This is a genomic window from Bradyrhizobium sp. CB2312 (assembly GCF_029714425.1).
Lineage (GTDB): Bacteria > Pseudomonadota > Alphaproteobacteria > Rhizobiales > Xanthobacteraceae > Bradyrhizobium.
The window spans coordinates 8,655,038-8,679,289 of the sequence record NZ_CP121668.1 but is presented as its reverse complement, the minus strand read 5'-3'; the positions used below and the strand labels follow the sequence as shown (position 1 = coordinate 8,679,289).

Below are 24,252 nucleotides of genomic sequence, written 5' to 3'. Positions count from 1 at the left end.
CTGCTATCACGGAGCCGGTGCGACGGCTTGAAGTCTTCACGGGAGCCGGCCGTCGGCGCAAGTGGAGCGACGAGGACAAGGCGCGAATCGTCGCGGAGATCGTGGCGAGTGGCGACTCGGTGTGTTCCGTGGCTCGACGCCATGGATTGTCGCCGCAGCAGCTGTTTGGCTGGCGGCGTCAGTTGCGAGAAGCCGTAGGCGGTCATTCCGAAGCGGACGAAGTGCAGTTTGTGCCGGCGGTGGTGGACGCCGTGGTGCCGGTGCCGACCGCTCACCGGGAGCGTAAAGTGGGGCGCAAGGCAGATAGCGGGATCATCGAGATCGAAGTCGACGGCATCACGATCCGGGCCGGTCGTGGTGCGGACACGGCGATGATTGCGTCGATCGTCCAGGCGCTGAAGGCGAGCCGGTGATCGGTCCGTCGGGTGCGGTCCGGGTGATGGTGGCGACCAAACCGGTAGACTTCCGCAAAGGAATGGAGGGGCTTGCGACCCTGGTGCGCGAGAACATGGGGGCTGACCCATTCTCGGGAGCTGTCTATGTGTTCAGGGCCAAGCGGGCGGATCGGATCAAGCTGGTGTTCTGGGACGGAACGGGTTTGTGTCTGTTCGCCAAGAGGCTCGAGGATGGAATCTTCCGCTGGCCGAAGATCGAGGACGGTGTGATGCGTCTGTCAGCTGCGCAACGACTGGCGGCTTGTGCATGAAGCACGGGCGGCGCCGGCGCCAGCACAAGCGGGATAATGTTGGCGGTGCTGCGGCGAAGTGAATCAGGAGCGTCGGACGCGTCGCCAGATGGCGGCGAATATGCTCTGAATTGGGTGTGAACGAGGCTCTGCCTGACGATCCCGAGACGCTGAAAGCGATGCTGCTTGCCGAACGTTGCGAGAGCGAACGGCTGCGTCAGATCATCAAGGAATTGCAGCGGCATCGATTTGGCCGGCGGGCAGAGACGCTGCCTGAAGATCAAATGCTGCTGGGCCTGGAAGACGTCGAGCAGGTCGCAGCGTACAGCGAGACGGCACAGGACGTGAGCACGCCTGAAGGCCGTGAGGCGCGGGCTCGCAAGCGCCGCGGCAACCGGGGTGCCTTGCCGACGCACCTGCCGCGGATCGAGGTCGTCGTCGACATCGAGGACAAGACCTGTCCCTGCTGCCAGGGCGAGTTGCACCGGATCGGCGAGGATCGAAGCGAGCGGCTGGACCTGGTCCCAGCGCAGTTCCGGATCCTCGTGACCCGGCGTCCCAAATACGCCTGCCGGGCTTGCGAGGACGGCATCATGCAGGCGCCGGCCCCCGCCCGGCTAATCGAGGGCGGACTGCCGACTGAAGCCACCGTCGCCCAGGTCCTGGTCTCCAAATATGCCGATCACCTGCCGCTTTACCGGCAGGCCCAGATTTACGCCCGCCAGGGCATTGAGCTCGATCGTTCGACGCTGGCGGACTGGGTGGGGCAGGCAGCCTTCCATCTGCGTCCGTTGCATGAACGCGTCCTTGGCAAGCTCAGGCAACGGCCAAAGCTGTTCGCCGACGAGACGACGATGCCGGTGCTCGATCCCGGCCGCGGGCGCACCAAGACCGGTCAGCTCTGGGCCTATGCGGCGGACGACCGGCCATGGGGCGGCGCTGATCCGCCGGGCGTCGCCTATGTCTATGCGCCGGATCGCAAAGCCGACCGGCCGATCGCCCATCTTGCAGGCTTCAAGGGGATCCTGCAGGTCGATGGCTATGCCGGCTATGGCAAGCTCGCCGAGCGTGGCGAGGTTCAGCTTGCATTCTGTTGGTCGCATATGCGGCGTAACTTCTACGAGCTTGCCACACCCGGTCCCGCGCCTATCGCAAGCGAGGCGCTTCAGCACATCGCCGAGTTCTACGCGATCGAGAAGGATATCCGTGGCCGCAGCACCGAGGAGCGCCGCCTCGTCCGGCAGCAGAAGAGCCGGCCGCTGGCAGAAGCCTTCGAACGGTGGCTCCGCGCAAAGCTCGCGCTGATCAGCCAAAAGGGCAAGTTGGCCGACGCCATCCGCTATGCGCTCTCACGCTGGGAGGGCCTGACGCGCTTCATCAATGATGGCCGTGTCGAGCTCGACAACAACGCCGTCGAGCGCTCGATCCGTCCGATCGCGCTGAACCGGAAGAATGCACTGTTCGCAGGTTCCGACGGCGGCGCCGAGCATTGGGCCATCATCGCCTCCCTGGTCGAAACCTGTAAGCTGAACCACATCGATCCAACTCGCTTATCTGACCGACGCCCTCACCAGGATCGTCAACGGCCATCCAAACAGCGACATCGATCGGCTGCTTCCGTGGGCCTATTGCCGTCACGACCTCAAAGCCGTGGCCTGAGAACGACGCTTACAATCAACCCGCTGCGAGGGAATCAGAGTTCGCTAACTAGGTACAGACCCTAGGTCGCCGGGGCTGCTCGCCGATTGAGTGTTCCGCGTTGATGGTAAGCCTAGCTGTCGGCATGCTGATAGCTAAGCATCAAGACGTTACCGTTCCGATCCGGTCCCGCATGGGCTCGTTCGAGATAGCGCCGCGAAGTGCGGGCCGTCCGCCTGCGGTGCTGGGTTGGCGCCGCCGGTCTCCGTCTTACCTTCAAGAGCGAGGGACAGTTTGAAGTTATTGCGCAGCATCGGGTTTGCGGGTTCCGCTGCGAGAGCTTGGCGGTAAAGTTCTTGGGCCTCCCGATGTCGGCCCTCGTGATCGAGAACAACTGCTTTGGCATTCAATGCGCGCAGGTCGCCAGGGGCTGCCAATAAGATCCCGTCGAGCACCTCAAGCGCATCATTCGGGCATTTGCGTGCCAGCAAAGCCCGCGCAAGAGGAATCGCGGCATCAACATTATCCGGTCGTTGCTTCAGCGCATCGCGCAAAGCCTTCTCGTCAACATCCGGACCGAGGGCGAGAGCGATGCGCTCCCGCATAGCTGGGTCGACCTCCTTGGCCCCGACCAGCTCTGCCGCGGACGTCGGCTGCTCTGAAAGATCCGACTTGTGCGAGTTAACGCAACCCGCAAGCAGCACAATGGCAAGCATGGGAAGAAAGGCCGAGCACGAATGGCGCCGAATGTTACGCCAGCGCCGCAGAACGTTAATCTTACATGAATTCATAAGCGACCTCACGACCCCAAACCTGTGCTCGTCAGCCGGCCGCAGGGAGGAGGTCACGATGCCCGCCTGTAGGAGTCTTGTCCTTACCAGGCGCAAGTTTGACGGAGCCAATCGGCTGGACGGTGAAATCCGAGGCGAGATCCTGATAGGAGAGAACAGGTAGGTCTATTCCATTGCGGGTGAGAAAGCCGCGGACGAAGCGCCGGATATCCATCGATCCCAGGATAACTGGCTGGTTCTGACTACGTGCGATGCTCGAACGGATCTGGCGAAATTGTGAAAGCAGCATCTCGCTTTGCCGATCCTCCAAAACGAGATAGGGACCGACAGCTGTCTCGCGCACGGCACTGCGCACGATATCCTCGGTCTCGCGCTCGACGATAAAAGCCGCCACAACACGATGGGCGTTGGCGTAGCGGTGACAGATCTGCCGCTTCAGAGCGGAGCGCACATATTCGGTGAGCAGTACGGCATTTTGTTCCCGTTCGCTCCATTCTGCAAGCGCCTCCAAAACCAAGCGGGTGTTCCGGATCGGGATGCCCTCGTCCAGTAAGCGACGTAGGACATCCGCGATGCGAGGGATTGGTGTCGTGCGCAGCACCTCTTTCACCAGATCGGCATATTCCTGCTCCATCCGGCCAAGCAACTGACGCGTTTCCTGAATGCCCACCAGGCGCTGTGCATAGCGTGTCAACGTTGACTGGACGCGCAAGGCGATGATTTCGCTCGGACGGTGGTGCCCAATTCCGGCAGCGTTGAGAGCAGGCGCATGGACCTGTTTGATCCAGATCCGATTCGTGTCTGGGTCGTGCCAAAAGGGGATTCCGCTCAAATCAATGTTCGCCACGTCGTCATTAAGTAAGAGTTGTGTAGGGTCAATGGCGCCCTCTTCCACGGGCACTCCTTCGACATCCACCCGGAATTGCAATTGGGCCAGGTGCTTTGCGCTTTGGGCGGGAATGCGTGGAATTGTGATGCCAAGATCAGCTGAAACTAGTGCCGAAACCCGGGCGACGCACTGCTCAAGTTCCCCTACGTTGATTGCCTGCATCAGGCTCGGCGCTAGCAACAGCGTAATTGGAAGTGCCTCCGCGGGCACGGCTTGCTTCTGACCCTGTGCGGAAGCGGGAGCCGAACCGGTGGGACCGGCGCCGGCTTTGGGAGCGGTCTTGCCCTCTTGCACGCCAACCTTGAGAAAGCTGGCGGCGGAGAAGAGCGCGGCCAGTATGACAAAGGGGGGCAAAGGGAAGCCAGGAACGAGCCCCATCACAAGCAAGACACAGGAGGCCAAGCGTAGCGCTTGTGTGCTGGCCGTAAGTTGGTTGACGATATCGGCGCCGAGATTGAGTTTGGAAGGACCGTTGACACGAGTAACAATGGTTGCTGCCGTAATTGACAGCAGCAGAGCCGGAATCTGCGAAATGAGCGCATCACCGATCGTCAGGATGGTGTATTGATGCATCGCCTCCTCGAGGGACATGCCCTTGGAGAGTGATCCGATCGTAATGCCACCCAGCATGTTGATGCAGATGACTATAAGTCCGGCTATGGCGTCGCCTTTCACGAATTTCATAGCGCCGTCCATCGCGCCGTGCAGTTGGCTTTCTCGCTCGAGCGCGCCGCGCCGGCTGCGGGCTTCGTGCTGATCGATATGGCCGTTGCGCAGCTCCGCGTCGATTGCCATCTGCTTGCCCGGCAGCGCATCGAGCGTGAAGCGCGCCGATACCTCCGCCACCCGTTCGGCGCCCTTGGCGAGAACCATGAACTGCACCATGGTCACGATCAGGAATATGACAATGCCGACGGCGATGTTGCCGGATATGACGAAATCGCCGAACGTATGGATGATGCTGCCGGCATCGCCCTCGGATAGGATCAGTCGCGTCGTTGCAACGGTAAGAGCGAGACGAAAGACGGTGGAGATCAGGATGACGCCCGGTAGGGACGAAAAGTCGAGCGGCGTGTTGAGATACAGGGCTACCATCAACAGCAATATGGCAAACCCTAGATTGAAGCCGATCAGCATATCGATCACGATGATCGGGATCGGCATGATCATCATTCCGATCGCCAGAAGAAGCATCAACGCGACCATCAAGTCCGGGTGAGCCGGCGCGCGCGTGATGAGATTTCGTAGAAGGTTGGCCATGAGAAGCCTTATTTTTGTTCGATTGAAGCTGTGCTGCCCCGCAACAAAACATAGCGTTTGAAGACGGCTTGCGCTTCGGTCATGCGGCCAGCGTGACGCAGCGCGTGGCTGCGCATCAGCATCAAGGGCAGACACGAAGACGGCTCGTCATCCAGTTTGTCAAGCTTGTCCAATACCGACAGTGCTTCGTCACCGCGACGCTCCGAGATGAGAGCGTAGGCCAGGATGCGGAGCAAGCCGATGTCTTGGGACTGTTCGTGAGCGACCAGTCGCAACAGAGCCAGGCTCTTGTCGCTCTGTCCGCAGGCAAGGTAGACATAAGAAAGCACGCAGAGCAAATCTCGCTCCGGCCCAGAGATCAGCTCGACAGCGCCGGCTTCGGAAACGCGCTGTGTAGATGTGAAGTGTTGCGCGTTATCTGGCCCGTCCATCGTTAGCCTTTGATCAAGCCGTTGTGACTCTGCCGGAGCAGGATTAATCGCTGCAGCTCCAGTTGTAGAAGCGCGGCCCCTTCACGTGACACCAAATCCTCTGGCGCAGCTGATAGCGTATCAGCCAAACGCTCCAGAAGAAGGCCGTGTTGCTCTGGACGCAGAACATGCGAGTGACGTAAGCGCGGCGTCACGAAGGAGAGCAGACCGTGCGCGAGATTGGGCTCATTAAGCCAAGCGAATTCCGAGCCTGGCTCGACCTGACCTGGCGGGGCGCGCGCCTCGTCGAGATTGACGCGCGAAACTGCATCGATCGAACTGAGCTCGAGCGCGCTCTCGATCGTGGCGTCCACCAACGGATCCAGCACGTCGCTGTGACGAGAAATTGAGGTGTGGCTCTTGTTATCATTGCCACGCCTCCGATCAAACCCGATGGACTTACCTCGAGAACTAACCGGCGTGATGGCAGATGCATGATGATCGACGTTTGGCTCCTGAAAAGAGGTGCCAGGCTTGACGGGATTCGGGGGCAGCCTAGTCATGGCACTTTGCTTTCTTATCTGCGGGCTAAACCGCTAATAGGGTAGGGTGGCAAGCCGGCCATCCCGGCTCAGCAGAACACGTCCTTCCTCAATCCCGCAGACGGTCCATCCATTGCTCAAGAGCGCGCCGACGAAATACTTTTGACCAGCAATGACAATATAGGGTTCGCTCCCGCGCCAAACAGCTTGGACCTCAATTGCGGGGGGCGTCTTCTCATCCTTGATGGCGACCGCATTGACGAGCGTATAAGCGCCATTGCTATTTTGATCAAACCGCTGCTGGACGTCTCGCCATGTGGCGAGCGAGGCGGGCGCAACGGTGCCGTCGGCGGTGACAACGCCCACCCCAGAGCCGACCTTGATGCCGACAAGACCCGCTCTATCAACTTCCTCTTGCAGCCGCTCGGCAGCTGCATCGGTGGCCAGAGCATCAGGAGCGCTGAGCGCCAGCTTGGGTGCAATGTCAGTAGCAGGGGACGACGGACTTGACGCCAAGGTGGTGTCGGTCTGGACAAAACTGGATGAGACTGCGCCAACCGCGGCAGAACTGATCAGGACCAAAGTGAGAACGGCGAGCGATATACGCCGGCGGTCGATGGAGCCAGCTTGTTTGTAGTCCTCGATCGTCCAGCGAATGGACATCGCCCCGGCATGCAAAACGACAGGAAGAGAGACAACAATGGACCCATTAGCTAAAACAGTCTCGTGCCCCTCGATCCTGACGTCCCTCGCAAGGGCCTCGATCTCGATTGAATTGAAATGCGGGGCAACACGAAGATGGTGCGGTTCGAGGCCTTGTTCGACGAAGATTAAGTCTGCGTCGAGGCTGCTGCCAATCAGACACGATCCGCCCCCCACTTTACTTGTCAGCCCAGAATAACACCCGGACAGCACTTCGAAATGCAGGCAATTTGGTTCATTCACGGTCGGTTTCCTGAACAGTGAACGGGACCGTACGGCAAGCCGTACGGCCCTTGCGACTTCACAGACTAAGCAGCCGGGGAAAGTGGGGCGGCGACGCCGCCCCATCTCATCCCTTACTGCACCCGCTCATCGGCCGCTTTTTTGACAGTCGAAAGCTCAGTCGAGACAACGCGAAGTTCCACATCCCTCTCAGCAGCCTTTGTGCTGGTCGCAGTCAGAGCGGCGATTTGCTTTTGGAATGCCGCCTCTCCAGCAACTTCAGCACCCGCGGAAGCGGCTGCAGCAGTAGCGGTGCCGGCTGCCCCACCTGCAGTCGAGGTACCAGACGCACCAACTCCTTTACCCATACTATTCTCCTGTTTGCTCGATTTCGCCGCCACGTGCGGCTCCTATTTCCTAACGTCGCAACATGCGACGTCAGGAATCCTCGTCTGTCTCGGCCATGACATCGTCGAAACGGCTCATTGCACTATTCGCAAATTGGAGAGCAATGGCTCCCAGAGCGACGTTGAACGCTTGCTGCATAGCGGCTTCATGCGAGTTAGTGCCCGGATTGGACGCGCCGCCGTTTGCGGGAATGTTGGCATCAGGCGATCGGCCATGATCGTCGCGCTCGCCAGGCTTTTGAGTTCCCTTTTTGCCGCCGCCTTTGCCGCCAGCCGCATGGAGGTCAGCATCAACGTGTCCAGCGGCGCTAGAGCTCGCAACGCGCATGGAGTTCTCCTGTGTCAATTCGATGTGCCAATGGAGGCGGTTTCCACCCTCCACCTATGCAAGTATTAGCTTTCGACAAGCTGACGAGTCGTAGAAAATACAATGAGCCGATGGTGGGTCGTCATTAAACGTTTCACCAGCAGACCGTATTTGAAAGGTTGCCGGCCAAAGCTGGAGATCAGATGGTTAAGACAAACAATCGTTTGTGGAGCTTGATCGGGTGAGCACGTTGCTCATCGCTTCGAAAGCGTTCAATTGGCGAAATATCAAAGCCGCCACTAATAAAAGCGTTTTGGGCTCGACGTGCTGCAATCTCGGGCTCATGTCTCTTGCGATGCCTCCGAGCTCTTTCGACAATTTGCTTGGGGTCAGGCGATGCGGCACGGAGCTTGACCTCGTCGGGAGCGAGGCTGAAAGCCAGAGTGACGGCCGATCCAGCGGCCAGAGCGGTCCATCGGCCCTAGCTGGCCCATGGCAGATCCGTCAATCGCGACCCATTTCGGGCCGAGCAGGAGCCCGCTGCTCGAGAAAGAGCCCTTCGGCTCTACCGCTCTGGACCAATGTGCTCTCGATCCTTGCGCAATCGGCTGGCTCCTCGGCTGTGGCCGTCTGTAGGGTATTGTTAATGCATCGCGATGTTGACAGGCGGCGTATGCAGTCAATGGAACGTCACAGCGGCAGACTGGGTTTGAGGCCGGATTCGAACGATCGAGTGCGGCCGACATAGTTTGTGCGCAGCGAAGGGCCGAAATAAGTTCCTCGGATTCGGGGGCGGTCTCAAGTGTGCTGGTAGAGCTTGCGCGACGCGCGGAGGTCGCGCAAGCTCAGTTTCGAGCGTCATCCTGAGAGGATAGCGTCGCTCCGCCTAGGCGTAAGCGCCTGCAGCTTGCAAGCGCTCGGACTCGATGCGAGCCTTCAGGTTATTTAAATAATCCTCCGCGTAGGACTGGGCCACCGAAACCGGCAGGTTGATGCCTGCCGTCGCGGCTTCTTGAATGGCCTGCTTCACCAAGCCTTCTCGCATTGCTAATTTGACCTCAGGTCCGGCGATGCAGCCCACCGCCTGTGCCGCAAGGCTCAGCCCGGCTTCTTCCAGCGCTTGCTTTATGTTGCCGCCACTGATGGCAGTGTGAAGAAGATTTGCAGCTTGCGCCTCGGCTTCGAGCACCATTGACGCCAGATCGGCCAATTCACCCAAGCCTGGAATGAAACCAAGTACACCGACTGCTGTTGCGGCCCAGTCGAATACCTTAGAGCCAACTTTGAGCACGTCGTTAAGTGCGTGCATGAAGGCGCCACCGTTCTTTTTGGGAGACTTGATGTCGGGCTGGTCTGCCATGCCCGTCGTCATGTCCGCGACCGCGTCCTGCTCGGCAGGCGTTCGGACGGCATGCGTCTTCACTTGGTGAACGGTGCGGTTCGCACCCGACATGTTGTTGAAGAACTGGTCGAAGTCGCTGTTGCTGATGTTGCCGGAATCGACCGTATGGCCGCCGCCGAAGTCGAAGAACTTGTGGTGGGTTTTGTAGCCCGTAATCGCGTTGTTCATCAACCCGAACAACACAGGATCGGAGAGCAGCTGGGAGGCCGCCTTTCGCACCTCGGGCGCGAGGCTCTTATCATCGACCATGCTCGCCAGCTTTTCCCGGGTCAGGTCACCCTTCCCGAAGAAAGCGTTTTGGTTCTTGCCCATCGTATTGAGCGTATCGAGCTCGGCTTGCGTGAGATTGATCGATGATGAAGCAACCTGCAGGAAGTCCTCTTTGTGGACCTTGTCTATCGAGCCACCGTACAACTGCTTCCATTCATCCGGGTGGTCGAGGAAGTATTGAGCGGCAGCGAGGACCTGTGGCGGGCATTTGCCGGTTTTGGCTTCGCCGTCGACGATCCGCTTGAAATCCGCAAGGCTCAGGTTCTTAGGCAGATTGTCGGCATAGCGATAGAGCTCGCGCATCGCATCGGTCTGGGTCATAACCGATGGCTCGCCATTCCGGGTGCCGTCGGAAGGGATATAGTTCTGCGTATAGCTCTCTGCCCGCTGCTCCTGGAAAGCAGCAACCTGAGGGTGGTGATCGGAGAAGCCGGAGAGATCACCTGCTTTGATCTTTCCGCCGCAGCGGCCGTCACCTTGCGAGCCTATCGCATAGAAGAGCTCTGGGTCCTGTTGCAACGCCTCGATCGCCGCCTTTAGATCCGGCGGTGTGGAGGGATCGTTGGCCAGATCGCCGAGAGATTTCCAATCCAGCGGGCATTTGTCTTTGTGTCGGTTCAGCACCGACACAATCTCCAGCTCGGCATCAGTCAACGTGCCGCTGTTCCACGTGATCCTGGAGCTTTGTACGGGCGCCTCTGCAATCTTCGGTGCGCTCGCAGCGGAGGAGGACTCCGTGGCGGATGGCTCTGGCGCCTGCTGACATGCGTCCAGTGCGGCCTTGATCTCCGGCGGGAGGATGTTCCGTACCTCCTGCGTGAGTTCCTCCGTCAGCTGCTTGGCTGAGTCTGCAGCCGTCGGCTCCTGCGGCGCGGAATCGTCATCGACCTTGTCTTTCAACGAGAAACTAGCCAGCATCGCCTCGAAATTTGAAAGATCCCGCGCCGATGAGGGCCCAGGCGCCAGCCCTGACAAAGTGGAGCTCGCGGTTAGCGACAGGTTGTTGACTGACATTATACGTCCTCTGATTTGAGATCGCACCACAAGCCGGTCATGTGGCGCAGCCCGAGAATCGCGACGAACAACGAGCAATAAATGTTGATAGGATTCGATGGCTCCTACCACTTGCTTCCGATTGCTCAGTGCGCCCCAGCGCTCTGTTCCGCTACAATCTATAGGCACATCGCCGTCTAGATATTCACGCCGTATGGTAGGTTCGATTAGCTTTCCAAAAGCTGACGGCATTCAGAGGTTTCATAACGAAACGCGAAATGACAGTGTGAAAGGCGGTCATGGTTCTTGATATCGGAATCGGCTTGTCTGCTTTGTTTCGATCGCTCGCCTCCACGCCAATTAGGTCGAATTAATGAATCCGAGTCTGCCGCTCTGCGGATGGTCACGTGCGCTAATTCCTGCAACAACGTCGCAGGTCTCCGCAGCATCTTATGGTGAAATCACCCACGCCTAGCGACCTCGCCTGCGCCCAACGAGAGTGTTGGCGTCTGCCCGATGAGCCAGATACAGAGTGATCGTATCAGATTGACTGGCGTAGATGCTCGAAAGAGTCCAACGGTATTGTGCGAACCGTGTTGCCCCGAGCGGATCGAAGCTCGGCTGCGCCTGGCATTCTTTATGTCATCATGCTTATCCGCTTGGCGAGTGTTCGCTCGAACCTACAGGCCAAAGGTCAGCGTCTAGCGATGGTTTAAGACGAATAAAACCTTCTTCTCGCCATTCCGCCCCGTGAGGCACACCCAGGTTGGTGAACATGGTTGTCCGGGCAGCCCTGGTCGGTATGAGATCGCGGCTTTTTAGCATTTCGAAATCTCCAAGTTCCGGCGGAGCAACCTGTGCCGGCAACGCGAGCTCCGCTTGAGACGGTCCGGCGTGAGGTGACCCGGATCGTGGCCGAAATCGGAGGCGTCCACGCGGTGCTGAGCGATCGGCTGTTGGGAATTGGTCCGCTCGCCGCCGCTCAATGATAGCTCGACACGCGATAATCTGCCTCCGAGTTCCTGCCAAATTAGATCCTGGCTGTATTCGGGTATTTTATCAATGCGACTCTCTCGGACAGGCGGGCGACGAGGACGAGTGGGACGCTGGACTGTTGTCCACCGGGCTTAGCGCGTTGAACTCCATGCTGCTCCTCCTTTTGGACAACGGAGGGGCTTTCATTCTTTTGCGACGAAGCTCCTTTGCATGGCAGAGTTCGTAGAGTTGTTCAAAAGCTCGCACGAGGTGCTAAAGCGGCAAAGCACGGTCACCGATGCTGCCGGCCAGGACTCTGGTTCACATCCGCGGCTCCGGCCGGGGCGTTTATTGCGGCGCCCCGCGGCATCGGCCATCTACATATCCGCACTCTGACAATGGCAGCAGTAGCTTTCGTAAAGCTGAGAGAGGGCATAAACAGACGCATTGCACGTCTTCGTAGGCGATCTGTTGTCGTGAGGTCATTTCTTGCCTGCGTCGGGTAGGTGGACCCTGCCGTCTTGATGTGGTGCCTCCGGCGAAGGAGCGTCATTCGGTCGTCCTTCGCGAACGACCACGCTGGAGGATCCCCGAAACAGCATCAAGACCGACTCGTGCCGTGGCTTTTCGTCACCGCTCGGGTTTCGCCGTGCCTGTGCCTCCGCCGCAAGTCCTTTGAGTGTTTGCTCCACAAGCGCGACAAAGCGGGGTGGACCAGAGGCGAAGACGAGGCCATCTCCCGGTACGGCTCTCACGATGTAACGCTCGTCGGAGATGTTGAGCGCATCGAGTGCCGCCTTGAACGCATCGAAGCTGATCGGACTCAAGACCAAAAGGCGGCTTTGCGCCTCATGCGCGGCGGATACATAGAGCACCATCCCATCGTAGTACCATTGAAGATTGTAGAGATTGATCAACCGTTCGAGGAACTCTCGCGGTGGGAGATCGGACATTCGCCCGCGAATCCGCCCCTTCACCCCGGCGCTGACATTGACTCTGATGTTTAGGTTGTTGCCGAATTCCTGCAGTGCGGCCGCAAGGTCCTGATCCAGAACTGTGTAACTATAAGGCGTCGATGGCAGCGCCAGGGGAGCGCCGAGCGCCTCGACGACGCCCAAGCAAATGAAAACACCAGCATAGAGAAGTTTCTTCAAGATGTGCCGCCTTGTAGATGGAATGAGCATTCCTGCTATTTTTTCGCTTGAGAACAAGCACTGGAATTCGTCCCAAAATTTGGAAGCCGCTGCCTCGTCGAAAATTGGGAGCTGACCGTGATCATTAGATGACAGCTGCTCGTCAGTTTTTGGTCAGCTTGCTTCTCTAAGGTGCCGGCCCGTTCGTGTGAACTGATGGCTCACCTCACTACGTGACAGAAATGATTTCCTCCATGTTGTTTGGCATTACGCCGACCCCTGTCAACTCCGTCGAGTGTGCCTCCAACGGCTGTTCGCCGGCACACGCCCAGTTTGATGAGAGTCTTGCGCAGGCGGCCTCGAACCAAGGTGCCGCCTCTTCTGTGAGCGAGCGCGCGCCAGCTCCATTGCTGCCGGAAGTACCGCGCGCAGTCATGTCGCCGAGCCCGCTCGGCGATCGTGTCCTTCAGAGCATTTCTGCTATCCATCAGGGCAAACCATTTCCGTCGGGTGCAGTTTCGCCGACGCTCGTCGGCGAGCCTGATCCTACCAAGGGTTTCCAGCTTGGGCCGGCAGCGCAGCCAGTCTTGCGTGTGCAGCAAGTTGAGGTACATCCGGCGGGGAAACCGGAAGGTGCGGATCATTTCGATTCGGCGCTGGCGAATCTGCGGGATGTTTACAACGGCGTTATCCAGGTTTCGCTCGTCTCCAAGGGGACAGGTGCTGTCAGTTCATCTCTGAACAAGCTTCTATCGGCGGGCTGAGGGCCATTGGCTGTCTTGACGAAAGACAAGATCGGTAACGGCTGTCCCGCAAGAAAGCGGCTTCATGCTCTCGTCCTGTTGCCGCTTTTGCTGACCCTCGCCGGTTGCAAAGCTGATCTGTATACCAAAGTTCAAGAACGCGAAGCCAACGAGATGCTTGGGCTGCTCCTGAGCAAGGGCGTCGATGCCGTCCGTGTTGTCGGTAAGGATGGGACCAGCACAATTCAGGTGGAAGAAAAGCAGCTCGCCTACTCAATCGAGCTTCTGAATAACCAGGGCTTGCCGCGCCAACCCTTCAAGAGCCTTGGTGAGGTGTTCAAGGGGGCGGGCCTCGTTGCCTCTCCGGTTGAGGAGCGAGCCCGCTACGTCTATGCTCTCAGTGAAGAATTGTCGCGCACGATCAACGATATCGATGGGGTTCTCTCCGCCCGTGTTCATGTCGTTCTGCCGAAGAATGATCTTTTACGACAGGATGCAACCCCGTCTTCGGCGTCGGTGTTCATTCGATACGCCTCGAATGCGAAGCTCTCAGCCTTGCTGCCGCAGATCAAGATGCTCGTCGCCAACAGCATCGAAGGTCTATCATACGACAAGGTGGCGGTCGTGTTCGTGCCGGTTGAGCGGGCTCAGCATGAGGTCTCCGTTGTGCCAGCGGCAGCTTCCACCGAACCAACCAAGTTCATTGCAGCCCACATTGCGATTGGTGCAGGAGGTGGGCTCGCCGCGTTGGGCATTCTATCTTACGTGCTGCTGAGCACACGTGGGCGACAGCTTCGTCAATCCTGGCTCAAAGTGACAAGTTTCGGCAGAGATGCCAGCAAGCCAGCGGGCCAGTCCGCCTGCAAAAAGCTCTCCTCCGATCCGAAATAGCGGCAGCAGGTCCGTATCGATGGCATCCACTAACCCAACTTATTCACTCAACCCGCATTCCGATCGCCTGCGCGAGCTTGCCGCTTTGATCCATCCCAGCCGGTTTGCCGGCCATCTTGATGGGCTTCTGTCGGACGCCACAGTGCTGCAGTTGCAGAAGTCTCCTAGACTGCAGCAAAGACTGGTCGAATTGCTGCTAGGTTGTGAGCTGGTTTCGAGCGGAACCGACTGGGGTAGGGACGTTCTGCTCGGGCATGAGCCGCGTCGGGCGGCGCTGCTCGCTGGCAGTATCTGGCATGCCCGTTCGGTGCTGAAGCTTGTGTCAAGGCATGATGTAGCGATTCTGATCGAAAACATTGGTGCCGAAGCACATGCTTTCGCAATCCGACACTTATCCAGCGCCGTCGCAACCACATCGATTGACGATTCGCAGAAGCTCGCGAGCCAGATTGAGAATGACGGATTTGCCTGCCTTGGCGCTTGGCTCAAGGACGCATCAGAACTTGACCGTGTGCGCGTTCTTCTCCGCTTACCTGTGGGGACCACCGCCGAATCTCCAGCAGCCGAACACCACAACTCAGCGGGTCAGTTACTGTCTTTGGTGGTGGCCCACTTGGCCACGCAGGAGCCAGCGGCATGACGGCCAATGAAACAGTCTTGCCATATAGCCCGCAGATTCGGCCGCTCGGTCCGCTCATACCAGCCGCGGAACTTGGCATCTGGTACGATGCGGTGCAGACGCGCGCGCTAGCCGAGCGATACCTTCGGCAGGTTCGCAGTTGGGCAAGGAAGGCCTATCAGCAGGAGCGGGAGCGCGGGCACTGCGAGGGTCTAAGGTCAGGCTCGGACGAAATGGCACAGCTGATTGCCCGAGCTGCTTCCGATGTGGCCGGGCGAAAAGCCGTTCTGCAACAGGAGTTACCACAGCTCGTCATTGAGATATTGACCGATTTGTTGGGCTCCTTTGATCCGGGTGAGATGTTGGTAAGAACCGTTCGTCACGCTGTCGAGAAAAGATATGGCAGCGCAGAAATATGCCTTCACGTGTCTCCTGTGAACGCTGATGCACTAAGACATGAATTCCTGGCGTTCGATGGAACGAATAGTCGGCCGAAAGTCAGAATCGATCCGGACCCTGCCGTGGGGCCGGACCAGTGCGTTCTGTGGAGTGAGTTCGGCAGTGTCGATTTAGGACTTGCCGCGCAGCTCCGCACATTGCGTCTCGGCCTTGATCCATCTTCTCAGGAAAGCTAACCGTGACGACGCAACAATCAGGCCATGATCAAGCCGGCGGAGAAGGAGATGTGCATGCGACGATAGCATCTCTGAGATTCGCAGCAAAGGAGGTCGATACGCGTGCCGTGCGGGGACGGATCACGCGTGCGATCGGCACCTTGCTCCATGCCGTGTTGCCAGGGGCCCGTGTTGGAGAACTTTGCCTATTGCAGGATCACGCTTCCGGATGGTCACTTGAAGCGGAAGTCATCGGTTTGCTGCCGGACGGGGTTTTGCTGACGCCCATTGGCGATATGGTAGGCTTGTCCCACCGCGCGGAAGTGCTCCCAACAGGGCGCATGCAGGAAGTGTCAGTCGGGCCCGGCCTGCTCGGCCGCGTGATCGATAGCTTCGGCCGTCCACTCGATGGCAAGGGGCCGATAAGGACGGTCCACACTTGTCCGCTCCGCGGCAAGGCGCCGAACCCGATGAGGCGGCGTGGCATCGAGCAGCCGTTTCCGCTCGGCGTTCGCGTTCTGGATGGACTTCTGACGTGTGGCGAAGGTCAGCGCATCGGAATCTATGGAGATGCCGGTTGCGGTAAGTCGACGCTGATGTCGCAAATTGTAAAAGGCGCGGCCGCCGATGTCACCGTGGTTGCTCTCATAGGGGAGCGTGGGCGCGAGGTGCGTGAATTCATCGAACGTCATCTTGGAGATGCCCTCGCTCGCACGATCGTTGTCGTTGAGACATCCGATCGATCGGCAATGGAGCGGGCGCAATGCGCTCATATGGCGACCGCACTCGCCGAGTATTTTCGTGATCAAGGGCTGCAGGTCGTTCTGATGATGGATTCGCTGACCCGCTTTAGCCGTGCGATGCGCGAAATCGGCCTTGCCGCCGGAGAACCTCCCACCCGGCGCGGCTTTCCTCCTTCCGTCTTTGCGCTGCTTCCTGGTCTGTTGGAGCGAGCCGGTATGGGCGAGCGGGGCTCGATCACGGCATTTTATACCGTGCTTGTCGAAGGTGACGGCACGGGCGATCCGATCGCCGAAGAGTCGCGCGGCATTCTCGACGGTCATATCATTCTTTCGCGCGCACTGGCCTCCCGAGAGCATTTTCCCGCCATCGACGTGCTGTCGAGCCGAAGTCGTGTCATGGATGCGGTCGCCTCTGGTCCACATCGCAAGGCGGCATCCGCATTCCGCGATCTGCTCTCGCGCTACAATGAGGCTGAGTTCCTGATCAAGGTCGGTGAATACAAGCCGGGCAACGATCCACTGACTGATCGGGCAATCGAGTCAATCGAGGAACTGCGCGCATTCTTGCGCCAGGCACAGGACGAGCCGTCGAGCTTTGAGGAGACCGTTTCATGGATGTCGCGTCTGACGGCCTGAATCTCGTGCAAGCGTCGAAATTGCGGCTGGTGAAAGACATGAGAGAGCGAAGCGCGCTTCGTGAATTGTCGAACATGGAAGCCAGGCGCCAAATTGCGGTCGCAGCGCTGCAGCGAGCGTCTGAGAATCTTAAAGGCGCGGAGGATCGTCGCGCCAAGGCCGAAGTTGAACTTTATCAGGAGCTGGCGTCGCTCGAGATGATGTCCGTGACCGAGCTCGATCGTCGCTGTCAACTCGTCCTTGGGCGGCTGGCAGCAGAGATCGAATCGGCACGCCAGGCGCGTGAGCAGGCGCGCATCGCGCATGAGCAGGCCCAGCGGGCGGTGAATGAGGCGCGGACCATGTGGGCCAAGCGTTCGGCGGCGAGCCAGAAATGGCAGGAGATTGAGGGCGATGTCCAGCGCACTACCGCTGTCCGTTCGGAGTTTGCAGCCGAAATCGATGCCGACGATGAGGTTTTGCTCCGATATCAGGGTGGTTCGCGTAGCCAGACGGTCGATGACTCGAACTAATGGCTGGTTCTCTTATCAACTCGCGAGCTGCGCCCGCGGAACCTGTCGATAAATGCCATGGGTGAACCCGCACTATATCAGCCAGCGGCAAAGCTGTCGCATGAAGTGGTCTCCTGGCTCAACGAGACCGCCGCACCGCGCACGGTTCTGCAGAGCCGCATTGGCGATAAGCCGCTATCGATCCGTGTGAGCCGGCTTGTTTGGCAGGCCGAGCCATATGCCACGTCGGTGCTCGACTGCGTATTTTGCGCCGAAGGCGAGACCGCTGTGTTGTCCTTGCCCCGCCTTCTCGTCGAGGCACTGATTTCAACTGTCCAGCATGGCCTTACTATACCTTCCGACCCAACTCGCTCGCTCCTTCTCGAACTTGCACTGGAACCTTGGCTCGCTGCATTAGAGATCGTGCTCGCGCGGAATTTGCAGCTGATCCGCGTCGAAGACACAACGGCCAAAGACCCCTATTTGGAGTTCGACGTTACTTTCGGGCCGCTGGCGGCCAAGGCTCGCCTGTTCTTGTTCGCGCCTCTTGACGGTCGGGTACCGTCTGCGTTTCGTGTCTTAGGCGAGTTGATCGGCCAATTACCGCGAGATTTAGGTAAGATTTCTTCGGAATTGCCGGTCGTAATTGCGAGAGAGATCGGCTCGCTGCGCGCGCCCATCAAGCTTCTTCGCCAAGCACAGCCCGGCGACGCACTGCTGCCCGAGGTCATTCCCTTTGCCCATGACCAGCTCATCCTCGCTGCGGACAAGTTGTGGGCGCCGGCGCAGGTGGCGGGCGACAGACTTATCCTTCGGGGACCATTCCGCCTGCAGTCCCATCCTCTAAGGTATGCAAATATGACGATACGCCCCCAAGCTGAACAAGCAATCCCGCCCTCGGAAGCCGACATCGACAGTGTTGAGATCACGCTTGTGTTCGAATGCGGCCGCTGGCCCATCACGCTGGGTACGTTGAGAAGCATCAACGAGGGGCACGTGTTCGAGCTTGGCCGGCCGGTGGACGGTCCGGTCGACATTGTTGCCAATGGTCAATTGATCGGCCGCGGCGACATTGTACGTGTCGGTGAAGCGTTGGGCATCCGGCTACTGAGCAAGTTGGCGCCCAATGGTTGACATTCAACCGAGCATCCTTGCGCTTGTTGCGGCGACCGCCGGTCTTGGCCTGCTGGGGTTCGCAGTTGTCACAACAACGGCGTTCATCAAGGTTTCCGTCGTTCTCTTCCTGATCCGCAACGCGCTCGGCACTCAGTCCATACCACCGAACATCGTTTTGTATGGTGCTGCATTGATCCTTACCGTGTTCATAGGGGCCCCAGTATTCGAGCAAACCTACAACCGCGTGACCGATACGCAACTTCGTTACCAAACCGCCGATGACTGGTTGACCGCCGCCAAGGAAGGCAGCGAGCCGCTGCGCGCCCATCTCAAAAAGTTCACCACTGAGGAGCAGCGCACGTTCTTCTTGTCGTCGACGGAACATATCTGGTCGGAGGAGATGCGCGCCAACGCAACAGCCGACGATTTTGCGATCCTCGTGCCGTCTTTTTTGATCTCGGAGCTTAAGCGTGCGTTTGAAATCGGTTTCCTTCTCTATCTTCCGTTCATCACGATCGACCTGATTGTGACGACAATTCTGATGGCCATGGGCATGTCAATGGTATCACCAACAATGATATCCGTTCCTTTCAAGCTCTTTCTGTTCGTCACAATCGACGGCTGGTCGCGGCTCATGCACGGATTGGTCTTAAGCTACGCATCCCCGGGGGGGTGAGATGGAGGAGGCCAGCATTCTCACCCACCTGAGCCGATCATTAGTCCTGTTCATGATCTGGGTTCTACCGCCGCTTCTGGCAGCCCTCGTGGCCGGATTGGGTATTGGCATCGTGCAGGCAGCAACCCAGCTCCAGGATCAAACCTTGCCGCTTACCGTGAAGCTCCTCGTCGTCGTCGCCGTGCTCGTTCTGTTTGCTCCGGTGCTGAGCGCGCCCCTGATCGAGCAAGCCCAGCGTATCTTTACTGAGTTCCCCGCGCTCACAGCGAGGTATTAGTGCGCGCGGAACGCAAGCCTGTCTACGTTTCAGCTTAGCGTCTCGTTTGTTGGCCTTCATTGCGAACCACAAAAGGCGAGTTCGTCATCTTATCGAAAGTTCGCCTCACTATTATGAGACGGATAGACATCCGAACTGTCCTGTTCGGCTCTATGAGCCCGCCGTATTCGGAGGAAGGATGACTCCATTTAGAATGTCTATCCGTTCGATTCAGGTGTGCTTACGATGTAATGGAATTACCTGCTGAGACCTGGTCCTCGATGCACAGCCTGGCGAGTTGTCGACACAAGTGAACGGGCAACCGCTTTGATTGCAAGCGGCCCCAAGTTTCTGGCATTCTGGTGAATGAGCCTGCGAATGAAGGTGCCGCTCGAGACCGATCTCCATAGACTGCGAAATTGGCCCTCAGATCTCCAAACCGCGCTGCGGCCGGTGAGAGCGGAAGAAGCGTGGCTTGTAGGCCGCGCGCGATTTCGCGGGTGCTCTCATCGAATGGCCATACCTCTGCGCCGGATGGCGGTAGTCATATGGATAGTTGAAGCCGAAGTCATCTGCCCTGGGAGGCCTGTCGCTCTGCAACCGCTGGGACACGAGATCTGCAGAGTTCTTGACGTCTCACATCATGGCGACGTGAGTGCGACGGTTGCATTGGCTGAAGGCGCGACGAGCTGAGCTCAAATGGATGCCTTGTCACCCACCGAGACGCAAGCTCTGATTCAGACTGCTGTCGAGTTCGTCGTTGCGGCCGGTCTTGGCGCGGCCCGGGCCCTCGGCATTATGCTGGTTCTTCCGGTATTCACGCGACCGCACATTGGCGGGATTATCCGCGCAAGCGCGACGATTGTGATTGGATTGCCTTGCTTGATGCAGATCAGGAACGGCTTGCAGACACTAGATCCGGGCACCCGTATGGTTGCGGTCTCGCTCCTCGGTTTGAAGGAGATATTTATCGGCCTGCTGTTTGGTTTTCTGCTTAGTATACCACTTTGGAGCATCCAGGCCGTTGGTGACATCATTGATACCCAGCGCGGCATCTCCAGCCAGCTGGACGATCCTGCGACACGCAGTCAAACCGCCGCGATGGGGCTCTTTCTCGGGACTGCCGCGGTTACGATCTTCGTTGTATCAGGAGGTCTGCAGACCATGGTCAGATGCCTCTATGGAAGTTATCTGATCTGGCCCGTGTATCGGCTGCTACCTCCTCTGACCCAGCAAGGGGCAATGGAGTTTATCGGGCTTCTCGACCATATCATGCATACGACTCTTGTGGTCGCCGGGCCCGTGCTGGCTCTGCTGCTTCTGATTGACGTATCCCTCATGCTGCTCGGGCGCTTTGCGCCGCAAATCAAGCTGAACGATCTCTCTCCGACCATCAAGAATGCCGCCTTTGGCATTATTGTGGTCAGCTACGCCGTCTTCCTCATCGAATATATGGGAGCAGAGATCATTCGGTTCAACGGCGTGCTGGAGTGGCTCGAGAAGTTCTTGAAATGAACGACACGAGCGAAGAGAAAAACCTTCCACCAAGTCACAAGAAGCTGAGAGACGCGCGTAAGAAGGGGCAGAGCCCGCGCAGCGCCGACTTTGTTACCGCGGCAAGCCTTTGCGCTGGTTTCGGTTGCCTGTGCTTCAGGGCCAGCTCGATCGAAGACGGATGGCGCGAAGCCGTGCGGCTCACCGACAAGCTGCAGGAACAGCCCTTCAACAGTGCGGCCCGGCAGGCGCTGGTCGGATTTATGGACCTTTCTATAACAGCCGCGGCTCCCATCCTAGGTGCGGCGGTTGTCGCGGCGATTCTGGCCGGTGTCTTGGCCGGCGGGGGGCTGACGATTTCGGTTGAGCCGCTTAAACCCAGCTTTGAGAAATTGGATCCCGTCAAAGGGCTGAAGCGGATTGTCTCCCAGCGGTCGGTTGTCGAGCTTGGAAAGTCTATTGTCAAAGTTTTGGTTCTTGGCGCCGCGTTCGTTTTCACTGTGCTCGCAAGTTGGAGGGCACTGGTATACTTGCCTGTGTGCGATTTGAGCTGCTTTGGTTTTGTCTTTAAAGAGCTCAAAGTGCTGATCGCGATTGCTGCCGGCGCTCTTCTGATTGGCGGCTTGGCCGATCTGCTCATTCAGCGTTGGTTGTTCTTGCGCGACATGCGCATGACGCAGAGCGAAGCCAAGCGCGAGTCCAAGGAACAGGATGGTAATCCGCAGATCAAGGGTGAACACCGTAGGCTCCGTCGGGAGTCGGCGAACGAGTCTCCGCTCGGCATCCATCGGGCGACATTGATACTGACGGGGCGAGCGACATTGATTGGGCTGCGCTACGTTCGGGGCGAGACCGGCGTCCCAGTACTGGTGTGCCGCGGCGAGGGCGAAACGGCTTCACAGTTACTGGCGGAGGCGCGCGCCCAACGTCTGAGCATTGTCGAGGATCATGTGTTGGCGCGTCAGCTGATCCGAAAAGGTGCGATGGGCAAGGCCGTTCCGATGGAGTGTTTCGAGAGGGTTGCAAAGGCAGTCTTTGCCGCCGGCCTAGTTTAGCGTCGCACAAAACAGCGATGCGCTCAAATCTTTGGTCAACGATCCAACTGTCCCAAAACCTGATCTGTAAGCTGCACGATCCCAAGAAAAGGATCGAGCAAAGATTGGATTCCCGGAGGCTCGTCGGCCGATTCCAAGACTGATATGGACAAGAATGGCCAACCGACGTTCATGCTGCTCGGGTCTTACGAGCCGCTTATTGGGTTTCTGGCGCAACCCTGTTATGCGTTTCATCCTCCAAATTGCTCCTGTTGTCCCCCGACGTGGCCCCACGTGCGGTGATGGGAAGCACTGCACGATCACCACTGGTCGGCATGACAGCGCCATTGCCTAACAAGTCGCCAGGTTCATTGACCATGACCGCAAGGTTATTCCGGACTGAGCAGCCAAGGGTTGGATTGAACGAATTCTCGTTCACCGTAGGACCGACGATGGAGAGCGAGGGGCAGACCGGTGGATGGGCATCGAAAGTGATCGCTTCGATCCTCACCCCGGAACGAGCCGGCAAATCCACACGAGAAGCGGACAGGCGGATGTTGTAGGTGGCAACGCCCATGGCGCGAGCCTCGTGGGCCACCTGTGCAATGAGTCTGGGCGGGCCGATGACACCCACATGGAGGGCATCCAGCCGGCCGCGACTGGTCGCTGCAATAAAGCTTCGCAGCCGATGCCGTTCGGGGCCACGAAGGCTCTGCAGGAACAGCACGTTACTCTTCTGCTCGACCTGGATCTCTTGGTCAGCCGGCCCGGGCTGGATCGAGGCAGTATTTGCGCAGCCCCCCAATGTTGTTCCAATAACGATCGGGTAGCACAGATGTCGCAAAGTCATTTGGCGATCCTCATTCGATAATAAAGCCCGCGCTGCCGGTCGATCCTGGTGCGCTGGCGCGAGGCGCATCGCGCTCTCGCGGCGGCCGGGCGACCGTGTTCGTCAAAATCCGCCCCGCGTCTGAGGGCGGTGAGATGCGGTCGCTCGGCGCACTCATCCGGTTCGGATTCGGTCCGGGCCGCACGATGTAGGGCGTGACAATAATGACCAACTCGGTTTCACGTTTTTGAAACGATGAGGAGCGAAAAAGCGCGCCCAGGATCGGCACATCGCCGAGCCAGGGAAACTCGCCGATATCAGTGTTGAAGTTGCGCCTGATGAGGCCGCCGATTGCAAAGCTCTGACCGCTGGCGAGCTCGACGACGGTGCTCGCCCGCCGAGTGGAGAGGGCAGGGACCGCCATGCCATTGATTTTGACTTCGCCTTCGCTCGACAGTTCGCTGACTTCGGGCTTCACACGGACATTGATCTGATTATTGTTGAGAACCGTTGGAACGAACTCGAGGCTCACGCCGAACTGGCGAAATTGGACCGAAACCTGCCGGTTATCCTGCATCACCGGAATAGGGAATTCGCCGCCGGCGAGGAAGCTTGCGGCTTCGCCGGACATCGCCGTCAGATTCGGCTCAGCCAGGATTGAGGCGAGGTGCTCGCTTGCGAGAGCGTCCAGAACAGCGCTCAAGTTGGTGTTGCCGGCGCTAAATCCAATCCCGATCGTGCCGCCGCCGCCGGCTGCGCCGGACCCTCCCCCTTTGCCGGTGACAAGGAAAGCGCCGTTTGGGCTCAAGGCGGTGAAGTTGATGTTGAGATCCTTGGCGGCGATGCGGGAGACCTCTGCCACCCGTACGCTGAGATTCACCTGTAATGAGCCGGCGACCTGGATCTTGTTGACAACCAGCGCGCCAGCCCCAAGAAACTGCTCAGTGACCTTCCTGGCGGTCTCGACGACCTCGGCATTAGGCGCCGTACCGCTAAGGATCGCGCCGCGCGGGGTATAGCTGACCTGAATCGGATAGTCGCCGACCTCGGCCTTCAGCGCGGCCCGCAGATCCTCGATCGGTTGGGTGACGACAACACGCAGCTCGGCGAGAGCCTCCCCATTGTCGTTTAGGGCGAACAGGCTAGTCCGTCCCGACTTTTTGCCAAACACGAAAATCGTGGTGTTCGACGGCGCCTGATAATCCGCAATGGCAGGGTCGGCAATAAAAATGCTCGCAGCCGGTCCGGTCAGATGAACTGTCTTTCCCTGTGAGGAGGTAAGGTTGAGCGTGCCGGTGGTGCTGCCAGGCGCGGCTCGTGGCGGTTCTCCTTTGCCATCTCGCTTTGCCTGAGCCGCGGCAGCAAGCGGAAGTAGCAGAGCAACTGCGCACAGGGCGTAGCAGAGGCGGGGAAAAGCGGCATAATGCGAGCCGCTGGCGACCATCGACGGTCCATCAGCGCCGGCGTCATTGTTGACGAAGTTC

At 58.7% G+C, this 24,252-nt stretch carries 24 protein-coding genes and 1 pseudogene; 14 read left to right on the top strand and 11 right to left on the bottom strand.

All coding sequences use genetic code 11. From position 1 onward, the window contains the following. Nucleotides 1-17: 17 nt before the first annotated feature. The 3 genes and pseudogenes from QA642_RS41415 to QA642_RS41405 all read left to right on the top strand — a co-directional run bounded on the left by QA642_RS41415 (nt 18) and on the right by QA642_RS41405 (nt 2,344). On the top strand, nt 18-413 hold the full coding sequence (locus tag QA642_RS41415) for a transposase (protein ID WP_283081968.1): 396 nt from the start codon (nt 18-20) through the stop codon (nt 411-413). Further along, nucleotides 410-706, top strand: a complete 297-nt coding sequence (gene tnpB, locus QA642_RS41410) for an IS66 family insertion sequence element accessory protein TnpB (protein WP_283081967.1) — start codon at nt 410-412, stop codon at nt 704-706. Before QA642_RS41415 ends, tnpB begins: the two co-directional genes overlap by 4 nt. A 158-nt stretch (nt 707-864) precedes the next feature. Continuing rightward, nucleotides 865-2,344 (top strand): annotated as a pseudogene (locus QA642_RS41405) (IS66 family transposase). A gap of 149 nt (nt 2,345-2,493) precedes the next feature. Here the strand turns inward: QA642_RS41405 and QA642_RS41395 are convergent. From QA642_RS41395 to QA642_RS41355, 9 genes are all read right to left on the bottom strand, one after another. Continuing rightward, complete coding sequence (locus tag QA642_RS41395; protein WP_283081966.1) at nt 2,494-3,039, bottom strand: tetratricopeptide repeat protein; 546 nt, start codon at nt 3,037-3,039, stop codon at nt 2,494-2,496. A 106-nt stretch (nt 3,040-3,145) separates the two neighbouring features. Continuing rightward, on the bottom strand, nt 3,146-5,263 hold the full coding sequence (sctV, locus tag QA642_RS41390) for a type III secretion system export apparatus subunit SctV (protein WP_283081965.1): 2,118 nt from the start codon (nt 5,261-5,263) through the stop codon (nt 3,146-3,148). A gap of 8 nt (nt 5,264-5,271) precedes the next feature. Continuing rightward, a complete protein-coding gene (locus QA642_RS41385; protein ID WP_283081964.1) occupies nt 5,272-5,694 on the bottom strand; it encodes a histidine kinase in 423 nt (140 codons plus the stop codon). A gap of 2 nt (nt 5,695-5,696) precedes the next feature. Further along, the gene (locus QA642_RS41380; protein WP_283081963.1) at nt 5,697-6,236 is read right to left on the bottom strand and encodes a hypothetical protein; all 540 of its coding nucleotides are present in this window, start codon (nt 6,234-6,236) and stop codon (nt 5,697-5,699) included. Nucleotides 6,237-6,269: 33 nt separating this feature from the next. Further along, nucleotides 6,270-7,160: a hypothetical protein gene (locus QA642_RS41375; RefSeq protein ID WP_283081962.1), complete on the bottom strand. Its 891-nt coding sequence runs from the start codon at nt 7,158-7,160 to the stop codon at nt 6,270-6,272. Nucleotides 7,161-7,273: 113 nt separating this feature from the next. Beyond that, nucleotides 7,274-7,540 (bottom strand): nodulation protein NopA, encoded by a 267-nt coding sequence (locus QA642_RS41370; protein WP_244553895.1) that lies wholly within the window; start codon nt 7,538-7,540, stop codon nt 7,274-7,276. A gap of 37 nt (nt 7,541-7,577) precedes the next feature. Further along, nucleotides 7,578-7,874 carry a hypothetical protein gene (locus QA642_RS41365; RefSeq protein WP_283081961.1) on the bottom strand — a complete coding sequence of 99 codons (297 nt, stop codon included), beginning with the start codon at nt 7,872-7,874 and terminating at the stop codon, nt 7,578-7,580. A gap of 865 nt (nt 7,875-8,739) precedes the next feature. Beyond that, entirely contained in the window at nt 8,740-10,539 is a 1,800-nt protein-coding gene (locus QA642_RS41360) for an HrpF/NolX family T3SS translocon protein (protein WP_283081960.1), read from the bottom strand. Between the two features lie 1,436 nt (nt 10,540-11,975). Beyond that, nucleotides 11,976-12,677, bottom strand: coding sequence for a secretin N-terminal domain-containing protein (locus QA642_RS41355; protein WP_283081959.1), 702 nt, complete (start codon nt 12,675-12,677; stop codon nt 11,976-11,978). A gap of 191 nt (nt 12,678-12,868) precedes the next feature. On the opposite strand from QA642_RS41355, the gene QA642_RS41350 reads away from it, so the two are divergent. The 11 genes from QA642_RS41350 (at nt 12,869) to QA642_RS41300 (ending at nt 21,960) form a co-directional block, all read left to right on the top strand. Further along, nucleotides 12,869-13,390, top strand: coding sequence for a nodulation protein NolB (locus QA642_RS41350; RefSeq protein WP_283081958.1), 522 nt, complete (start codon nt 12,869-12,871; stop codon nt 13,388-13,390). Between the two features lie 30 nt (nt 13,391-13,420). Beyond that, nucleotides 13,421-14,260 carry a type III secretion inner membrane ring lipoprotein SctJ gene (sctJ, locus tag QA642_RS41345; protein ID WP_283087086.1) on the top strand — a complete coding sequence of 280 codons (840 nt, stop codon included), beginning with the start codon at nt 13,421-13,423 and terminating at the stop codon, nt 14,258-14,260. A gap of 19 nt (nt 14,261-14,279) precedes the next feature. After that, the gene (locus QA642_RS41340; protein WP_283081957.1) at nt 14,280-14,900 is read left to right on the top strand and encodes a nodulation protein NolU; all 621 of its coding nucleotides are present in this window, start codon (nt 14,280-14,282) and stop codon (nt 14,898-14,900) included. Continuing rightward, entirely contained in the window at nt 14,897-15,514 is a 618-nt protein-coding gene (gene sctL / locus QA642_RS41335; RefSeq protein WP_092218273.1) for a type III secretion system stator protein SctL, read from the top strand. Before QA642_RS41340 ends, sctL begins: the two co-directional genes overlap by 4 nt. A 2-nt stretch (nt 15,515-15,516) precedes the next feature. After that, nucleotides 15,517-16,872 (top strand): type III secretion system ATPase SctN, encoded by a 1,356-nt coding sequence (gene sctN / locus QA642_RS41330; RefSeq protein WP_283081956.1) that lies wholly within the window; start codon nt 15,517-15,519, stop codon nt 16,870-16,872. Further along, nucleotides 16,848-17,384, top strand: coding sequence for a hypothetical protein (locus QA642_RS41325; protein ID WP_283081955.1), 537 nt, complete (start codon nt 16,848-16,850; stop codon nt 17,382-17,384). Before sctN ends, QA642_RS41325 begins: the two co-directional genes overlap by 25 nt. Before the next feature lie 57 nt (nt 17,385-17,441). Then, entirely contained in the window at nt 17,442-18,497 is a 1,056-nt protein-coding gene (gene sctQ / locus QA642_RS41320; protein ID WP_283081954.1) for a type III secretion system cytoplasmic ring protein SctQ, read from the top strand. Further along, nucleotides 18,490-19,155: a type III secretion system export apparatus subunit SctR gene (gene sctR / locus QA642_RS41315; protein WP_283081953.1), complete on the top strand. Its 666-nt coding sequence runs from the start codon at nt 18,490-18,492 to the stop codon at nt 19,153-19,155. Before sctQ ends, sctR begins: the two co-directional genes overlap by 8 nt. A 1-nt stretch (nt 19,156) precedes the next feature. Further along, nucleotides 19,157-19,432 (top strand): flagellar biosynthetic protein FliQ, encoded by a 276-nt coding sequence (locus tag QA642_RS41310; protein WP_283081952.1) that lies wholly within the window; start codon nt 19,157-19,159, stop codon nt 19,430-19,432. Nucleotides 19,433-20,110: 678 nt separating this feature from the next. Further along, nucleotides 20,111-20,926 (top strand): type III secretion system export apparatus subunit SctT, encoded by an 816-nt coding sequence (sctT, locus tag QA642_RS41305; RefSeq protein ID WP_283081951.1) that lies wholly within the window; start codon nt 20,111-20,113, stop codon nt 20,924-20,926. Continuing rightward, complete coding sequence (locus QA642_RS41300) at nt 20,923-21,960, top strand: EscU/YscU/HrcU family type III secretion system export apparatus switch protein (protein WP_283081950.1); 1,038 nt, start codon at nt 20,923-20,925, stop codon at nt 21,958-21,960. Before sctT ends, QA642_RS41300 begins: the two co-directional genes overlap by 4 nt. A gap of 196 nt (nt 21,961-22,156) precedes the next feature. On the opposite strand, the gene QA642_RS41295 is transcribed toward QA642_RS41300, so the two are convergent. Next, nucleotides 22,157-22,789, bottom strand: coding sequence for a CpaD family pilus assembly lipoprotein (locus QA642_RS41295; RefSeq protein WP_283081949.1), 633 nt, complete (start codon nt 22,787-22,789; stop codon nt 22,157-22,159). Nucleotides 22,790-22,799: 10 nt separating this feature from the next. Continuing rightward, entirely contained in the window at nt 22,800-24,212 is a 1,413-nt protein-coding gene (locus tag QA642_RS41290; protein ID WP_283087085.1) for a type II and III secretion system protein family protein, read from the bottom strand. Nucleotides 24,213-24,252 lie beyond the last annotated feature (40 nt).

Bases quoted from the DNA above. Each gene is read 5' to 3' on its own strand.
- QA642_RS41395 (WP_283081966.1), bottom strand. From the start codon at position 3,039: ATGCTTGCCATTGTGCTGCTTGCGGGTTGCGTTAACTCGCACAAGTCG.
- sctV (WP_283081965.1), bottom strand. From the start codon at position 5,263: ATGGCCAACCTTCTACGAAATCTCATCACGCGCGCGCCGGCTCACCCG.
- QA642_RS41385 (WP_283081964.1), bottom strand. From the start codon at position 5,694: ATGGACGGGCCAGATAACGCGCAACACTTCACATCTACACAGCGCGTT.
- QA642_RS41380 (WP_283081963.1), bottom strand. From the start codon at position 6,236: ATGACTAGGCTGCCCCCGAATCCCGTCAAGCCTGGCACCTCTTTTCAG.
- QA642_RS41365 (WP_283081961.1), bottom strand. From the start codon at position 7,874: ATGCGCGTTGCGAGCTCTAGCGCCGCTGGACACGTTGATGCTGACCTC.
- QA642_RS41360 (WP_283081960.1), bottom strand. From the start codon at position 10,539: ATGTCAGTCAACAACCTGTCGCTAACCGCGAGCTCCACTTTGTCAGGG.
- QA642_RS41355 (WP_283081959.1), bottom strand. From the start codon at position 12,677: ATGCTCATTCCATCTACAAGGCGGCACATCTTGAAGAAACTTCTCTAT.
- QA642_RS41350 (WP_283081958.1), top strand. From the start codon at position 12,869: ATGATTTCCTCCATGTTGTTTGGCATTACGCCGACCCCTGTCAACTCC.
- QA642_RS41340 (WP_283081957.1), top strand. From the start codon at position 14,280: ATGGCATCCACTAACCCAACTTATTCACTCAACCCGCATTCCGATCGC.
- sctL (WP_092218273.1), top strand. From the start codon at position 14,897: ATGACGGCCAATGAAACAGTCTTGCCATATAGCCCGCAGATTCGGCCG.
- QA642_RS41325 (WP_283081955.1), top strand. From the start codon at position 16,848: ATGGATGTCGCGTCTGACGGCCTGAATCTCGTGCAAGCGTCGAAATTG.
- sctQ (WP_283081954.1), top strand. From the start codon at position 17,442: ATGGGTGAACCCGCACTATATCAGCCAGCGGCAAAGCTGTCGCATGAA.
- sctR (WP_283081953.1), top strand. From the start codon at position 18,490: ATGGTTGACATTCAACCGAGCATCCTTGCGCTTGTTGCGGCGACCGCC.
- QA642_RS41310 (WP_283081952.1), top strand. From the start codon at position 19,157: ATGGAGGAGGCCAGCATTCTCACCCACCTGAGCCGATCATTAGTCCTG.
- sctT (WP_283081951.1), top strand. From the start codon at position 20,111: ATGGATGCCTTGTCACCCACCGAGACGCAAGCTCTGATTCAGACTGCT.
- QA642_RS41300 (WP_283081950.1), top strand. From the start codon at position 20,923: ATGAACGACACGAGCGAAGAGAAAAACCTTCCACCAAGTCACAAGAAG.
- QA642_RS41295 (WP_283081949.1), bottom strand. From the start codon at position 22,789: ATGACTTTGCGACATCTGTGCTACCCGATCGTTATTGGAACAACATTG.
- QA642_RS41290 (WP_283087085.1), bottom strand. From the start codon at position 24,212: ATGGTCGCCAGCGGCTCGCATTATGCCGCTTTTCCCCGCCTCTGCTAC.